The sequence below is a fragment of the Candidatus Tisiphia endosymbiont of Parasteatoda lunata genome, from assembly GCF_964030955.1.
In the GTDB taxonomy this organism is placed as follows: Bacteria; Pseudomonadota; Alphaproteobacteria; order Rickettsiales; family Rickettsiaceae; genus Tisiphia.
Map to the genome: position 1 here is coordinate 622,526 of NZ_OZ035003.1, position 15,528 is coordinate 638,053.

Annotated in this window: 14 protein-coding genes and 3 pseudogenes; 6 read left to right on the forward strand and 11 right to left on the reverse strand. The window is 33.7% G+C overall.

All coding sequences use genetic code 11. The features are described from left to right. Positions 1–4: 4 nt before the first annotated feature. On the reverse strand, positions 5–880 hold the full coding sequence (locus tag AAHN00_RS03800; RefSeq protein WP_342272180.1) for an aminoglycoside phosphotransferase family protein: 876 nt from the start codon (positions 878–880) through the stop codon (positions 5–7). Between the two features lie 13 nt (positions 881–893). Continuing rightward, on the reverse strand, positions 894–3,626 hold the full coding sequence (gene secA, locus AAHN00_RS03805; protein WP_342272181.1) for a preprotein translocase subunit SecA: 2,733 nt from the start codon (positions 3,624–3,626) through the stop codon (positions 894–896). 395 nt (positions 3,627–4,021) lie between these two features. Between secA and AAHN00_RS03810 the strand changes: the two genes are divergently transcribed. Continuing rightward, complete coding sequence (locus tag AAHN00_RS03810) at positions 4,022–4,867, forward strand: peptidylprolyl isomerase (RefSeq protein ID WP_342272182.1); 846 nt, start codon at positions 4,022–4,024, stop codon at positions 4,865–4,867. Positions 4,868–5,136: 269 nt separating this feature from the next. On the opposite strand, the gene AAHN00_RS03815 is transcribed toward AAHN00_RS03810, so the two are convergent. The 4 genes from AAHN00_RS03815 to AAHN00_RS03830 form a co-directional block, all read right to left on the reverse strand. Next, positions 5,137–5,325 carry a hypothetical protein gene (locus tag AAHN00_RS03815; RefSeq protein WP_342272183.1) on the reverse strand — a complete coding sequence of 63 codons (189 nt, stop codon included), beginning with the start codon at positions 5,323–5,325 and terminating at the stop codon, positions 5,137–5,139. A gap of 265 nt (positions 5,326–5,590) precedes the next feature. After that, positions 5,591–6,079 carry a transposase gene (locus tag AAHN00_RS03820; protein ID WP_342272561.1) on the reverse strand — a complete coding sequence of 163 codons (489 nt, stop codon included), beginning with the start codon at positions 6,077–6,079 and terminating at the stop codon, positions 5,591–5,593. A 486-nt stretch (positions 6,080–6,565) separates the two neighbouring features. Then, positions 6,566–7,033 (reverse strand): hypothetical protein, encoded by a 468-nt coding sequence (locus AAHN00_RS03825; RefSeq protein WP_342272184.1) that lies wholly within the window; start codon positions 7,031–7,033, stop codon positions 6,566–6,568. 118 nt (positions 7,034–7,151) lie between these two features. Next, entirely contained in the window at positions 7,152–7,730 is a 579-nt protein-coding gene (locus AAHN00_RS03830; RefSeq protein WP_342272185.1) for a disulfide bond formation protein B, read from the reverse strand. A 397-nt stretch (positions 7,731–8,127) separates the two neighbouring features. On the opposite strand from AAHN00_RS03830, the gene AAHN00_RS03835 reads away from it, so the two are divergent. The 3 genes from AAHN00_RS03835 to AAHN00_RS03845 all read left to right on the forward strand — a co-directional run bounded on the left by AAHN00_RS03835 (position 8,128) and on the right by AAHN00_RS03845 (position 11,405). Next, positions 8,128–10,278, forward strand: coding sequence for a Sca4 family protein (locus tag AAHN00_RS03835; RefSeq protein WP_342272186.1), 2,151 nt, complete (start codon positions 8,128–8,130; stop codon positions 10,276–10,278). Between the two features lie 660 nt (positions 10,279–10,938). After that, complete coding sequence (locus tag AAHN00_RS03840; RefSeq protein WP_342272187.1) at positions 10,939–11,241, forward strand: transposase; 303 nt, start codon at positions 10,939–10,941, stop codon at positions 11,239–11,241. After that, positions 11,208–11,405 carry a hypothetical protein gene (locus tag AAHN00_RS03845; RefSeq protein WP_342272188.1) on the forward strand — a complete coding sequence of 66 codons (198 nt, stop codon included), beginning with the start codon at positions 11,208–11,210 and terminating at the stop codon, positions 11,403–11,405. The genes AAHN00_RS03840 and AAHN00_RS03845 overlap by 34 nt, the downstream gene beginning before the upstream one ends. Here the strand turns inward: AAHN00_RS03845 and AAHN00_RS03850 are convergent. The 3 genes and pseudogenes from AAHN00_RS03850 to AAHN00_RS03860 form a co-directional block, all read right to left on the reverse strand. Further along, positions 11,386–11,556 (reverse strand): annotated as a pseudogene (locus AAHN00_RS03850) (IS6 family transposase); the annotation flags it as partial. The gene AAHN00_RS03845 and the pseudogene AAHN00_RS03850 sit on opposite strands and share 20 nt — an antisense overlap. A 119-nt stretch (positions 11,557–11,675) precedes the next feature. Beyond that, on the reverse strand, positions 11,676–11,885 hold the full coding sequence (locus tag AAHN00_RS03855; protein WP_342272189.1) for a hypothetical protein: 210 nt from the start codon (positions 11,883–11,885) through the stop codon (positions 11,676–11,678). Positions 11,886–11,988: 103 nt separating this feature from the next. Continuing rightward, positions 11,989–12,579 carry an IS256 family transposase gene (locus AAHN00_RS03860; RefSeq protein ID WP_410521411.1) on the reverse strand — a complete coding sequence of 197 codons (591 nt, stop codon included), beginning with the start codon at positions 12,577–12,579 and terminating at the stop codon, positions 11,989–11,991. 41 nt (positions 12,580–12,620) lie between these two features. Between AAHN00_RS03860 and AAHN00_RS03865 the strand changes: the two genes are divergently transcribed. Both AAHN00_RS03865 and AAHN00_RS03870 read left to right on the forward strand, forming a co-directional pair. Then, positions 12,621–13,328 (forward strand): IS6 family transposase, encoded by a 708-nt coding sequence (locus AAHN00_RS03865; protein WP_342270905.1) that lies wholly within the window; start codon positions 12,621–12,623, stop codon positions 13,326–13,328. 36 nt (positions 13,329–13,364) lie between these two features. Next, positions 13,365–13,853, forward strand: a complete 489-nt coding sequence (locus tag AAHN00_RS03870) for a transposase (protein WP_342272190.1) — start codon at positions 13,365–13,367, stop codon at positions 13,851–13,853. 523 nt (positions 13,854–14,376) lie between these two features. Here the strand turns inward: AAHN00_RS03870 and AAHN00_RS03875 are convergent. Beyond that, positions 14,377–14,790 (reverse strand): annotated as a pseudogene (locus AAHN00_RS03875) (IS6 family transposase); the annotation flags it as partial. A 355-nt stretch (positions 14,791–15,145) separates the two neighbouring features. Beyond that, positions 15,146–15,436 (reverse strand): annotated as a pseudogene (locus tag AAHN00_RS03880) (IS6 family transposase); the annotation flags it as partial. Positions 15,437–15,528 lie beyond the last annotated feature (92 nt).

Consider the following 15,528-nt stretch of genomic DNA (forward strand, 5'->3'; position numbering starts at 1 on the left):
TTGTTTAGTTATACCTGTAATCTGTAAGTACTTCATCAATAACACGCCATGATTGTGTGACTTCTGCAGTATTTGTACCCGGGAGGTCTGCTGCGATAATTAAGGCCTTCCATAATGTCCATGCACGACCGCGAGTCCAAGTGCCGGCGTCTAATGGAAGCATTGTCCGAAAGATTTCCCGACTTCTTCCTTGAAATAACGTCCAAGTAATCGCCAAATCACAGGCTGGGTCGCCGATCCCTAGCCCTCCAAAATCAATGACAGCACTCAACTTTCCTTCTTGTACTAGCAGGTTGCCGGTGCTGATGTCACCATGAATCCATATTGGCGAAGCTTGCCAAGTACTAGTCAGAGCTTCTTCCCAAATTTTAGTAGCAGTGCTGATATCGATCTTGTTACTTAATGCAGAGATTGCTTGTCGTGTCTCAGTGTCGTAGATCGTTAGAGGTCCACCACGATAGAAGTTATGTAAGCCTGGTAGAGGTCCGTCCGTGGGATCAATGCTTTGCAGAGCGATAAGAAATTGTGCGAGATTGGTTGCGAAGTCACCTAGGTCGGCTATGTGTGCAGATGTAGCAGTTTCGCCCTCAATCCAGCGGTAAATGGACCATCGCCATGGATAGCCCTCACCAGCTTCTCCCATTGCTACAGGCAGTGGAATTGGAAGTGGCAGCAAAGATGCCAATCTAGGCAACCACTTTTGCTCTTTTTCTACCTGTATTGCATACCTCTCGCTACTAGGCATGCGTACAAGCATGTGCTTACCCAAGCGAAATGTTCTGTTGTCCCAACCACTGAGTTCGACGGGCTGAACAGGCAAATCTCTAAATTGTGGAAACTGGGTGGCTACTAAGCAACTCACAAGTTGACTGTCTATCATTAAATTGCACTGCTTATTCATTACTTCCGTGACAATATTTATATTTCTTGCTAGAACCACAGGGACATAACTCATTTCTAGCCACTTTTCCCCAACTTGATGGGTCTGATTGTACTCTATCCTGTGGATTGACTTGAGTTTTGATGGTTTTAAGTTGAGTTTCAATACTAACACCAGCATTATATTTATTAAAAGCTGGGTCCTCCCTAGTTTCTCGCATTGTCTTTTGAAGTTTTTTATTTTCTAAAGACATTGACTCTTTTTTAATATGGCTAGTATCCATATGGAGATGACAAACTCTTTGGATAAATAATTCCTTCAAATTATCGAGCATTTGTTCAAATAAATTGAAAGCTTCTCTTTTATACTCGTTAAGAGGATCTTTTTGGGCATAAGCCCTTAGTGATATACCTTGTCGTAAATGATCTAAATTATGTAGGTGATCTTTCCATACTTGATCTAAAGTTGTTAGTAAAATATACTTAATTGCGTCATTCATCAAGTTAACGCTATATGCTTCCTCTTTTGCTTGGTACAAATCATTTACCATTTGTACCACGTTAGATACCACCTGTACTTCGGTAACATCAGCTTTTGTTATAGATTCATGCTGTAGTTTTATAGCAAAAATACGCTGCAACTCTCCTGTTAGAGCATTTATATCCCAGTCTTCTCTATAAGAACTAGGTGGAATAAAAGTTAATACTACTTTTTCTACTAGTTCTTTTGTCATGTTAGTTAAAAAATCATGGGCATCTTTTGACTTAATGATGTCACTGCGCTGTTCATAAACTATCTTACGTTGATCATTCATAACATCATCAAAACGTAATAAATTTTTACGTATTTCGTAATTATGTCCTTCAACTTTCTGTTGAGCTTTTTCAAGTGAACGACTAATCATAGGGTGATGGATTGCTTCACCATCTTTTAAACCTAACGTTCTTAAAACTCCGGAGATACGGTCTGAGGCAAAAATACGCATCAGATCATCTTCTAAAGACAAGAAAAATTTTGTATTGCCTGGATCACCTTGTCTACCAGCTCTTCCTCGTAACTGGTTATCTATCCTACGACTCTCATGCCTTTCAGTACCTATAACAAATAATCCTCCAGCCTCTATTACACGCTGCTTCTCTTCAGCTATCTGCTCTTTTATTTTTACTATTTCTAATTCATATTGCTCTTTTGCTAGGTTCTTTAGAGATAGTTGTTCTATTAGCATTTCCGGGTTACCGCCAAGCATAATATCTGTACCACGACCTGCCATATTTGTGGCAATAGTCACAGCCTTAAATCGTCCAGCTTGAGCTATAATAAATGCTTCCTGCTGATGAAATTTTGCATTTAAAACATTATGAGTTATTTTATTTTTGGTAAGTAAGTTAGAAATTTCTTCAGACTTCTCTATACTAACCGTTCCAACCAAAACAGGTTGACCACGATCATGACATTCTTTTATTAATTTTAGGATAGCTTCATATTTATCTTGTTTATTGCCATAAATCTCGTCATCATAATCAACTCTAGTAATTGGATTATGGGTAGGAACAGCAAGAACATCAAGATTGTATATGTCTTTTAGCTCTGCAGCTTCGGTCATTGCTGTACCAGTCATACCTGATAATTTGGGATAATTCCTAAAATAGTTTTGGAAAGTAATAGAAGCTAAGGTTTGATTCTCATTTTGAATTTGTACATGTTCTTTTGCCTCTAGTGACTGGTGTAACCCTTCAGAATACCGTCTACCTTCCATAACGCGTCCAGTAAATTCATCAATAATCATAACTTTTCCATCGCGTACTAAATAATCAACATCACGATTGAAGAGGATATGAGCCCTTAATGATTGATTGATATAATGAACTAAAGTTAAATTCTCAAAATCGTAAAGGCTTGAATCTTTTTCAATAAGACTATTAGCTACAAGCATTGATTCTACATGAGTTATACCATTCTCAGTAAGATTAACTGTCCGTAATTTCTCATCTTTTTCGTAATCTTCATCTTTAAACTGACGAACTAATTTATCAATTGTGCTGTATAAATCCGAGCGATCGTCTACTGGACCTGATATAATTAGCGGAGTTCTTGCTTCATCAATTAAAATTGAGTCAACTTCATCAATAATAGCGAATTTAAAAGGGCGAAGTACCTTAGAATCTTCACTATATTTCATGTTATCTCTGAGGAAATCAAATCCAAGCTCGTTATTAGTTGCATAAGTAATATCTGCTCTATAAGCGTTACGTCTATCATCATCACTGATATTAGCAACTATACAACCAACAGATAACCCTAGGAAATTATGAATTCTTCCCATCCACTCAGAATCACGTTTTACTAAATAATCATTTACCGTAACAACATGTACCCCTTCACCAGTAAGAGCATTCAAATATGCAGGTAATGTGGCAACTAAAGTTTTTCCTTCTCCTGTACGCATTTCAGTAATCATACCACGGTGCAATATCAATCCACCAATTAGCTGAACATCAAAATGCCTCATCCCATAGACTCTTTTTGAAGCTTCCCGTACAACAGCAAAAGCTTCATAAGTTAAGTCATCTAATGACTCACCATCTTTTAATCTTTGCCTAAATTGCTCTGTTTTATTTCTTAAATCATCATCAGAAAGTTTTTGTATTGAAGGCTCGAGCAAATTAATTTTTTCAATTTCTAAAGATAGTTTTTTTATACTTCTATCATTTGCTGTGCCGAATAATTTTTTAAGTAAAGAAAGCATTTATATCCTAGATTTAAATAACGCGAATTTGGGATAAGAATTTGTCAATTCTTATCCCAAATTCGGTGAAATTATCGAAACAATCAGATTTGAGACGGCTCTGCATCTGATTGTTAAATTAATATTTTGCTAAAAACATGATTTTAAAAGATTAAAATCATGTTTTTAGCTTTAGAAAGGTTTAAAATGCATTCGTAGAATCGCTTCAAGAATGCATTTTTCCTTATAACAAGCCAATTCGATATAAGAATTAACAATTCTTATATCGAATTGAGGTTAGTAAATATCCTGTAAAATATGATATTTATCAAACAAATTGTAAATAGCTGTTGACGTAGAAGGGTTATCCTTATAAAATCCAGCTGTCATAAACAATATATAATAATGGATAACAAATGAAAAGAACAACTATAATTTTTTTAGCTGCTAGTTTACTTGCGAGTAGTGCTTTTGCTGATGAAGATAAAATTGTTGCTACTTATAAAGGTGGTGAAGTAAAAGAATCGCAGGTTATGCAACAATTCCAGTCTTCTTTAGATACCCAACCAAGTGCTAAAGGAAAAAAGTTTACTGATTTTGACGTGAATATACAGGAAATGTTAGTAAAGGGCTATATCGATGCAAAATTGCTTGAGCAAGAAGCCAAGAATTCTAATATTGAATCTTCAAAAGAATTCCAATCTAAGTTGAATATAGTAAAAAACCAATTGGTTCAGCAAGAATTGATGGAGCGTTATGTAAAATCTCATGTTGATGAGAAAATGATTAATGCTGAATATGATAAATTAGTTGCTAGCCTAAAAGGAAAAGAGGAAGTAAAAGTAAGTCATATTTTGGTTGCAACTGAAAAAGAAGCAATAAATGTACAAAATAGACTTAGTAAAGGAGAAAAATTTGCTAAGCTTGCTAAGGATTTCTCAAAAGATGAAGGGTCTAGAGCAAATGGTGGAGCAATAGGCTATATTACTTCTGGACAGCTAGTGCCTGAATTTGAAGATAAAGCATTATCAATGAAAGTAAATGAAATCTCTTCTCCAGTTAAAACCCAATTTGGTTGGCATATAATTACTGTACTTGATAAAAGACCTGCACAAATACCTTCTAAGGAAGAAGCTACTCCTAGTATAACCAATCAACTTAGTAGAGATGCTATATTAAAGTATGTTGCTGATCTTGAAAGTAAAGCTGATATCAAAATAATGTTACCGAAGTCACAAATAACAAATGAGACTAAAAACTAATCTAGTATGACCTAATAACCTGAATTTGATGTAACTTGTTACGTTGAATTCAGGCTACTACAGTTGTTAGTTACTATTTAGACCCCGCACTGAAGCAGGGGTGACAGCCCTTCTCTTATTATAGCAAAAATCTTCTTTGGTTATAGTCAATTCAGGAGGATTTGGTGCTAGGAGCGATGGAGCGACGCCTATTGTAATAGGCGAGCGATGAGTGACGACGTCACCAACTTCTCATCAATTGACTATAACTATAAAGATAGTTCCGGACACTAATGAGTCCGTCCGCCAAAAATATTTAAAGCCCCCCATAATCTATGATTGAATAAAATTTTTACAAAAAAAATTCTAATATTTGCACTAAAATTAAAAATTGTTTTCAATTTTATTGTCCCACTTTGGGAGAAAAACCCCGCACTTGCAGTGCGTCGTTTCAACATAAATTTTAAATATCTTATCAAGAAAAGATAGGATATTTTTTAACAAAATCTTACACTTCACAGATATATTTTTTTGTGTTGTGACACTTTCTAAATGAGCCATACACAAATAGTTTCTAACTTTTAAGTTAGTACATACATGAGGCATTCATGCCGTAATATTAAGCTCTGCACTTGCAGTGCAGAGTGGTTAACTGAAAAATTTCTGTTTTAGTAAAATTTTTACATGAGCTTATTGTTAACGATTTTTTTTAATCGTTTAGCAAGTTTTTTAATGATAATTTTTTTATGTAGAGTTAGGCATGATGTGTAAATGATTGGCAATACATCGTAAATTCAAACCTATAGCAGAGATTATTGGATTGATCACATCTCCTATCACACCCTTCAAGAAGTTTCTGCCCATCCTGCCATATTGTTTCAAATGCCCTATTATTGGTTCTATAGCACTGCGTCTCCTGATCATACACTTGTCTTCTTTCAATAACTTTTTCCGAGTTTTTGGGGTATATACCTTACTCTTCTCTTTAACATTGCTGCCAGTATAACCAAGATCAACAAACGATTTTTTTATCTTTATTCCAGTTACATTTTCTACCGCTTCAAAACTCTGCTGCAATGTATGACCATCATAAGGATTATTATGAAACGATTTTGCTGACAGTACAAAATTTCTACGACCACTGACTACTACCGCAACTTTATAGTCACCTTTTTGGTTAAAACCCCCAGCTTCAGCTGGGAAAGACTTTAGTCCTTGTTCTAATATTTCAATTCACTATAACTTGAACATATGATATTTTAACAAGACTAGCCACACTGTATTTTACCATCGCTTTAATGTTGTTTGAATCACTAAATATCGCTATAAAATACTGCAGGGTAACCTAAGAGTTAGGATCAGAGAGATAATGCACAGGCGTTAGTAATATCTCTTTAGAGTAATAGCGACTTCCAGTCTAGATATCAACCCACCAGCTTCAGCTGGTTGTTATTGAGATAGCTTATTATTTGAGTTTAATTCTTCTTTTAATTTATAACCAAAAAGTTTTCCTTGTTTTTGTGATTTGATAATATTTTCTATTGGCATATTGACTGAAATCCATAAGGTTTATTAGCATATTTTAACATTTTCTTATGGATTTCTTTATTATTTTCTGCCATTAAACCCTATTATCTATAAGACTTATAGAGTTTTGCCGGACAGACTAATGAACCCACGCAGGGAATCAATATCTGCCTTGGTAATATTATTTTATCCTCAACGTGTTCTTGACCCCTCGAATGTTTTGCTAATCGCTTTACCTAGAGCTTCTGCTGATTTTGTAAAGTTATCATATGCTTTTCCACGTTCTGTTGCAGATTTACCAATAGATCCTATTAAAGCAATAGTAGATTTTAAAAAATCACCGAATTGAGTGATAACTTTTGGGGTTTTCATATCTTTCATAAAATTATCTTTGATATTATTTAAGTCATCAACTATTTCAGCAAGATTTTGTGGATTTGGCTTAACCCCTATTTTTCCTTCTATCTTCCGCAAGATTTTTGCACTTTCTGGGCTTACTTGAGCAACTTTAGAGTTAACTTTTTTTAATCCATCTCGGAGTTTTCCTATTATCTCATCATCATTTGGTACAGCATCAACAAATTGCTCCACTTTTTTCTCTGCCTTATCTGCTAATTTTGCTGCCCCTTTTTTTAATTGTTCTACAAAACTTTTTGGCATTTTATCCTCCATTTATTGGTTATTATTAAAAATTTTCATGATGTTCTGTTATAATAATATAATTAAACTGCTTGAATAGTTATCTTTTTTAAACGTATATCTAATAAATTAAAATTACTTAACTACTACCAAATAATTGCTGTAAATTTTTCCATTCTAAGTAAGTTGTAGGATCGCTAGGACACATGTCAAACCCACATTCAAAATAAGTTGCAAACACATTAACAAGAGTGATAATTATCAAACTAATCTCAATTAATGTAGGTACAAAACTAGGATAAAATTGTAGTATACTAAATTTACTTAGAATAAGGCTAATTATAGGAATTATAGACATTAATAGGATTAAAGAAAAAGAAATTATTGCTGACCATGTATAAAAATGTAACCCAAGGAAAGTATTATCATATCCTAAATCATGGGGTAAAATATGCAGCAAAACCTGCCTAAGCCCTACCATCAACGTATAAACACTAGAGATGAATATAATCATATCATATTTCCAAGAAGGATTATATATTATGCTAAGTAGTGCTCCAAGTCCGATAGCAATAAAACCGAATCTTTGTAATAAACATAAAGGGCAGGGTAGTTCATAATAAAAAAATTGGAAAATAAAGGCTACGACATTTATTACTATACATAAAATAGCAATAGCAATATATATAATTGTAGGTTGGCTTGAAACTGGGTTCATAACAGATTAAAAAGAGATATTTAAGTGGTCAGTAGCATGTAAGTAAAAATAGATACTAGCTATTAAAAAATTAATATAAAATAATGGTATGATGAAATTATAGCTCTTTTGGCTATCTCTGTACCTATTAATTGTAAAAACATAAAACATTAAAATAAATATCAAGATCATAATTACCATTACTGTTGCCTGTTAAAGCTTAGTTTGCCTCTAGGCAAAGAAAATGTCAAGATATAATTGCGTATATGCTTAGTGCTAATATTATTTATGATATAATTAAAATGATGGACTCTACTTTTTAAGTAAGTTGCCTTAAAAATAAAACAAATTAGTTGCTTTAAAGAAGAATATTATCTAGCATTAATATAATTAGAATTTAAGATATAGGGTGGTAAAAATGAGTGACGGAGAAAATCCTAGAGAATCTTTTGATTATTATACAGACTTGATGATTGAAATAGATGAAGCTGGAAAGAAAGTAGCCAGTGATGGAGAAGATAGTCCAGTTGGAAATCAGGTCATTAATTCTCTATTTGACTATCTACTTGAATTTCCAAATGGAGTTTTGCGAGTTCATTCGATTTCACAAGAAAGCAAGGTTGCTGTAATAAATGATGTATTAGACGGCTTGGCTGCAACAATCAAGACTAATGCTGATGAATGTGAAAAAATAGGGGAAAATACTGAACAAGATGAGTTAACATTGAAGAAAGCTATAGTGTTTGAGAAACTAGCTGACAAATTGGCACAATCCATACAGAACCGGGAAATGCCTGATAGTTGGCAAGGATATGAAGATAAGTTGCAGACAATCATTGCTTTTGCTAAAGGAGAACAACCTGCTCAAGAAGAACTTGCTCAGGACGTCTTTGTGTTACAAGATTCCGCTAAGGAAAATCTTAGAGAATTAGCAGACTATTCTTTTGACACTATCCGTACCTCTTCTTTTTCTGCTGCTGATCGAGATGTTGACCCTATAACCAAAGCAATTAGAGAGCAAATCTTAAACAAGCAGATGAAGCTAATAGTTGCAGCTCTAGTAAATAATAATATAGCGAAACTGGAAGAAATTGAAGATATAACTAAATTTCGTGTGTACTGTGAAAATGAAGAAAACAAAGAGAAAATCAGTGAAGTTCTTAAAGGATCTGAGTTAAAAAGAGCTTTAGAACAAGTAGAAATTACCGGTTACAAAAAGGTTCATATCCAGTTTGCAGATAGATTTAGTCCCATGGAATGGAAGGATGGAGTTGGAGAAAGTGGCAATGGTATTACTACTAAAACGCAGATAGTACGAGATGCAAGTGGTAACGAGATTGCTACATTAACAGAAGCAACACATCAAATAAATCCTCCTCAAACAGTGCAAAAAAGTGATGGTACTACAGTAGAAATTAAAAGTTATAGGACGATAGATTTTCCGATAGAACTCCAGGATGGCGGTCCAATGCATTTATCGCTAGCGGTAAAGGATCAGCATGGCAGGAATATTGCTGCAAGTAAGGCTGTATATTTTACTGCTCACTATGATGATGATGGTAAGCTAATCGAGGTCAGCTCACCAAGTCCAGTTGAGTTTAATGGAACTGACCCTGATGCAGTTGGGTATATAAAACATAAAGGACAGTTCTATACCTTGCCAGTAACACAAAAAAAATATAAAGCAATGATGCAAGCAGTAGCCAAAAACAAGGGACATGGCGTGGATATTTCACAATCTATCGATACACCATCTGTGGATCGTATTATGACTTCTCATCAGAAGACTGAAGAGTTGGGTAGAACAAAAGAAGCTGTGGTTTCTCTTACTGACACAACCCAAGAGGAGAGAGTAAATGTAAGGGTTAATATTCTAGATAAGCCTCTTGATGCCCTAGATACCACACCTATTCTAACACCAGAAAAAACAAATGTGAAAGTAAATCCAAGGGGCAATATTCTAGATGAACCTAACCCCACTCTTAAAAACGCCCCCGTTCTAACACCAAAAGTAGTTGATAATGTTTGTACAGCTAGCAAATTAGTTGAGTCAAAGCCTGTTGAGGAAAGTGCAAAAGAGCTAGCACAATCCCTTAGGAAGAACTTTACAACACAGGTAATTCCATCTCGAAAAACCAATGTTAAGATCATTGCACAAGCAGAAGAGATATATAAAAATTTGCAAAAAAGTGAACTTGAAAAGCAGAAACAATATATCAATAAAGAATTAAAAAAATTATCAACTCCTCAAGAAAAGATAGAACTATTACAGGAATTAGCAAAGGTTGAAGCGGACGGAAGGGGAGAAAGAGTTAAAGAAATTGGTTTTGGAGGAGGAGAGAGAGAAGCAAATGTAGCTCAGGTTGAATTGAGAACAGAAGAGAGAAGAACAAGTATAAATGGAACTCCTCAAATGGAATACCAATGGAAAGGAGAACATGTTAATGTTAAAGATGATGTAAATTTACAAAAATTCCTAAAGGATAGAATTGTTGAAATTAATCAAGAATCCAAAAAGCCAGCTCCTGTTTTTAGACCTCGGAATGCAGGGAGTCATGGTTTTCCCTAATTTACTTTAATTTCAGTTTTATGTAAGCAGCAAACAAAATGCTACGCATTATGTAGTCTCCCCGTCAAAAGTCTAGAAGGATAATATATAATATGCTTAGCAGATAAAAATATATAGAGAATCCATAAGAAAAAGCTATAATATTGGCAAAAAACTTAAGGATTATCTGATTAATGCCGATAGAAAATATAACAAAGTTGCAAAGACAAGGACAACTTTTTGGTTACAAACTGACCGAAGAATTAAACCACAATACTCAATAACAACCAGCTGAAGCTGGTGGGTTGATATCTAGACTGGAAGTCGCTATTACTCTAAAGAGATATTACTAATGCCTGTGCTATCTCTCTGATCCTAATTCTTATAAGTTACCCTGCAATACTTTTGTAGCGATATTTAGTGATCCAAACAACATGAAAGCGATGGTAAAATACAGTGTGGCTAGTCTTGTTATAATCTGTCATATATGATATTTTAATATACATAAGAGCAAGCTCTTCATGTATATTAAAATATCATATATTCAAGTTATAGTGAATTGAAATATTAGAACAAGGACTGAAGTCTTTCCCAGCTGAAGCTGGGGGTTTTAACCAAAAAGGTGACTATAAATTATATAAATTAAGATCATTAATAAATTGCTCTAGTTTAGAGGAATGGTTGTCAGCAAATGTTGATATTAAGAAATTTGGTAGGAATCGCAGATGTCACCGCCTGTTACTTGGGGTGACTATGCTGCAAGCGATGTATAACCTGTCAGATGCAGCGACTGAGGAAGAGTTAAGAGAGAACGTATATTGGCAGTATTTTTGTGGTTGGGAATATTTGCAGAAAGATGCTGAAATATCAGAAGCTAGTATCCGTCGGTTTCGTACTATATTAGGAGAAGATGGCTACAATGAGATATTAAAGGAGCTGATAAGAATCGGATGCAAAGCAGGTGTAGTAAAAAAAAAGACTTAGCATCGATAATAGTTGATACTACTGTACAAATTAAGAATATTAAGTATCCCCATGATGTGTACTTGATGGATAAGGCAAGAATAGGGTTTTGTCGCATCTATAAATCATACTACATCAAGATTGTTAAAACTAAGGTTTTGGACATTATGATGCCATTAACATAGCAAAATTCTCAAAAGTAGAAAGATTATCATTAGCTCCAATTATTTGTCTTTTTTGCATCATACGAATATTTTCTATACCGGTAATAGTCATTTCTGCAGAATGAAAACTCTTAAAACCAAGCATTGGCTTTGTACGTTTTTTGATAAACCTAGAGCCTTTCTAATTAAGTGTGTAAATTTTTCATAGGGCTTAAATTCTACCTTCAAATTTTATCAAAAAGTGAGCCATAGCTGCGTTCCAGTTTGGAATCGGCATAACCCATTTCTTGGTCATATAATCAATTGCCAAATACAAGGTCTTAAAAACGGCATTATCATTTGGAAAAACCCGTTTATTGTCCCACTTTGGGAGAAAAACCCCGCACTTGCAGTGCATCGTTTCAACATAAATTTTAAATATCTTATCAAGAAAAGATAAGATAAGATATTTTTTAACAAAATCTTACACTTCACAGATATATTCTTTTTGTGTTGTGACACTTTCTAAATGAGCCATACACAAATAGTTTCTAACTTTTAAGTTAGTACATACATGAGGCATTCATGCCGTAATATTAAGCTCTGCACTTGCAGTGCAGAGTGGTTAACTCTTAGTAACCTTACGTAATTGGCTATTGACAGATTCTGCACTATTAGTTGTGTATATTACTTTCCTTATCGCCTCAGGGTATCCTAGAAAAACCATTAAATTTTCCCAATGAACATACCAAGATTTAGCAATTTGTGGATACTGTTTACTCCATTTAGCTTCAAAAGATTCTAAAGCAAGATGTGCTTCTTCCTCTGTGCTAGCAGTATATATAGGCTTTAAATCAGCCGCTAATTCTTTTCGGTCTTTATATGATACATATTTTAAACTATTTCTAATCTGATGTACAATACATAATTGATGTTCGGTTTTCGGAAAAACTGCTTCTATTGCCTCAGACATACCGGTTAAATTATCACTGCAAGCAATAAGCATGTCTTGCATACCTCTGTTCTTCATCTCAGTAAAATTACCAAGCCAAAATTTCGCTCCTTCATTTTCACTGATCCACAATCCTAAAATATCCTTCCTTCCAGATAAATCAATACCTAATGCTACATATACAGACTTATTGATAATTCGTTTATCTTGACGTACTTTTACTACTAAACAGTCAAAAAAGGTTCTGTCGCATATGTTGGACAATAGAAAAAAGATTGATATAATGATCTAAAAAAGATGTTAAGATGTTTCGTATTACTGCAAGATTATTATCATATTTCAAAGGATTTTGTTCTTCACCAGAAATAATAATGTTATTTGTCTATATGAAATGCCGATTTTCTTTAAGTTATCGAGATTTGGAAGAAATGATGAGTATAAGGGGAGCAAAAATTGATCACTCTACATTACAAAGATGGGTTATAAAATTTGTACCATTGATAGATCAGGTGGTTAGAAAAAGAAAGAAGCCAGTTGGTAGTAGTTGGAGAATGGATGAGACTTATATTAAATTAAACGGTAAATGGGTTTATTTATATAGAGCACTAGATAGTCTTGGTAATACTGTAGACTTTCTGCTACGTAAGCATAGAGACAAGCCTGCAGCACTTGCATTTTTTCGTAAAGCCTTTAGAGAGAATAATTTTCCTGAGAAAGTAGTAATTGATAAAAGCGGTAGTAATACGGCTGCTCTTAATGATTTGAATACAGAAGTTCCTAAAGATTATAAAATTAAGGTTATTCAGACCAAATACCTGAATAATCTTGTAGAACAAGATCATAGGTTTATCAAAAAACGTACAAAGCCAATGCTTGGTTTTAAGAGTTTTCATTCTGCAGAAATGACTATTACCGGTATAGAAAATATTCGTATGATGCAAAAAAGACAAATAATTGGAGCTAATGATAATCTTTCTACTTTTGAGAATTTTGCTATGTTAATGGCATCATAATGTCCAAAACCTTAGTTTTAACAATCTTGATGTAGTATGATTTATAGATGCGACAAAACCCAATTATGTATTGTACATATGGTTCGCAATTCAGTAAAGTATGTGTCATATAAAGATTTAAAAGAGGTCACATCAGATCTAAAACAAATTTATACAGCTAATAATGACGAAATGGCACGTTTAAAACTTCAGCAATTTGGTGTAAAATGGGATAAAAAATATCCGGTAATTTCTGATATTTGGCAACGTAATTGGTCTGGGATAATACCGTTTTTTGCCTTTCCTGAAGAGATCAGAAAGGTAATTTATACTACTAACACTATAGAATCTGTAAATCGTCAAATTAGAAAAATTATCAAAAATAAGGGGGTGTTTCCAGATGATAAGTCAATTCAAAAAATAATATTTTTATCCCTACAAAATGCAGCCAAAAAATGGACCATGCCTATTAAAGATTGGTCTTTAGCTTTAAATCAATTTGAAATACTTTGTGGAGATTTTAAATATGATTTATTGGAAAGTTAACCACTCTGCACTGCAAGTGCAGAGCTTAATATTACGGCATGAATGCCTCATGTATGTACTAACTTAAAAGTTAGAAACTATTTGTGTATGGTTCATTTAAAAAGTGTCACAACACAAAAAGAATATATCTGTGAAGTGTAAGATTTTGTTAAAAAAATATCTTATCTTTTCTTGATAAGATATTTAAAATTTATGTTGAAACGACGCACTGCAAGTGCGGGGTTTTTCTCCCAAAGTGGGACAATAAAAAATGAACTTACACAAATTAAATGATTGACTCGTGTCGTGGCAATCCACATTCATTAGACTATCGCTGTAACACCCCCTTATAAGTCAATATAAATCATTATTTATATTGACTTTAATATCTATTATATCATACTTTTTACTTACAATTGCTTCGTCGTCGCAAAGCGGCTCTTTGCTAATAGATGCCAGGCTGTTTTTCCTATGACTTTTAAATGGTTTTGTCGCATCTATAAATCATACTACATCAAGATTGTTAAAACTAAGGTTTTGGACATTATGATGCCATTAACATAGCAAAATTCTCAAAAGTAGAAAGATTATCATTAGCTCCAATTATTTGTCTTTTTTGCATCATACGAATATTTTCTATACCGGTAATAATCATTTCTGCAGAATGAAAACTCTTAAAACCAAGCATTGGCTTTGTACGTTTTTTGATAAACCTATGATCTTGTTCTACAAGATTATTCAGGTATTTGGTCTGAATAACCTTAATTTTATAATCTTTAGGAACTTCTGTATTCAAATCATTAAGAGCAGCCGTATTACTACCGCTTTTATCAATTACTACTTTCTCAGGAAAATTATTCTCTCTAAAGGCTTTACGAAAAAATGCAAGTGCTGCAGGCTTGTCTCTATGCTTACGTAGCAGAAAGTCTACAGTATTACCAAGACTATCTAGTGCTCTATCTCAATAACAACCAGCTGAAGCTGGTGGGTTGATATCTAGACTGGAAGTCGCTATTACTCTAAAGAGATATTACTAATGCCTGTGCTATCTCTCTGATCCTAATTCTTATAAGTTACCCTGCAATACTTTTGTAGCGATATTTAGTGATCCAAACAACATGAAAGCGATGGTAAAATACAGTGTGGCTAGTCTTGTTATAATCTGTCATATATGATATTTTAATATACATGAAGAGCTTGCTCTTATGTATATTAAAATATCATATATTCAAGTTATAGTGAATTGAAATATTAGAACAAGGACTGAAGTCTTTCCCAGCTGAAGCTGGGGGTTTTAACCAAAAAGGTGACTATAAATAAACCCATTTACCGTTTAATTTAATATAAGTCTCATCCATTCTCCAACTACTACCAACTGGCTTCTTTCTTTTTCTAACCACCTGATCTATCAATGGTACAAATTTTATAACCCATCTTTGTAATGTAGAGTGATCAATTTTTGCTCCCCTTATACTCATCATTTCTTCCAAATCTCGATAACTTAAAGAAAATCGGCATTTCATATAGACAAATAACATTATTATTTCTGGTGAAGAACAAAATCCTTTGAAATATGATAATAATCTTGCAGTAATACGAAACATCTTAACATCTTTTTTAGATCATTATATCAATCTTTTTTCTATTGTCCAACATATGCGACAGAACCCTATTTCATCTATATCTTATCCCGAAC

Bases quoted from the DNA above. Each gene is read 5' to 3' on its own strand.
- AAHN00_RS03800 (WP_342272180.1), bottom strand. From the start codon at position 880: ATGATAGACAGTCAACTTGTGAGTTGCTTAGTAGCCACCCAGTTTCCA.
- secA (WP_342272181.1), bottom strand. From the start codon at position 3,626: ATGCTTTCTTTACTTAAAAAATTATTCGGCACAGCAAATGATAGAAGT.
- AAHN00_RS03810 (WP_342272182.1), top strand. From the start codon at position 4,022: ATGAAAAGAACAACTATAATTTTTTTAGCTGCTAGTTTACTTGCGAGT.
- AAHN00_RS03825 (WP_342272184.1), bottom strand. From the start codon at position 7,033: ATGCCAAAAAGTTTTGTAGAACAATTAAAAAAAGGGGCAGCAAAATTA.
- AAHN00_RS03830 (WP_342272185.1), bottom strand. From the start codon at position 7,730: ATGAACCCAGTTTCAAGCCAACCTACAATTATATATATTGCTATTGCT.
- AAHN00_RS03835 (WP_342272186.1), top strand. From the start codon at position 8,128: ATGAGTGACGGAGAAAATCCTAGAGAATCTTTTGATTATTATACAGAC.
- AAHN00_RS03845 (WP_342272188.1), top strand. From the start codon at position 11,208: ATGCAAAGCAGGTGTAGTAAAAAAAAAGACTTAGCATCGATAATAGTT.
- AAHN00_RS03865 (WP_342270905.1), top strand. From the start codon at position 12,621: ATGTTTCGTATTACTGCAAGATTATTATCATATTTCAAAGGATTTTGT.
- AAHN00_RS03870 (WP_342272190.1), top strand. From the start codon at position 13,365: ATGATTTATAGATGCGACAAAACCCAATTATGTATTGTACATATGGTT.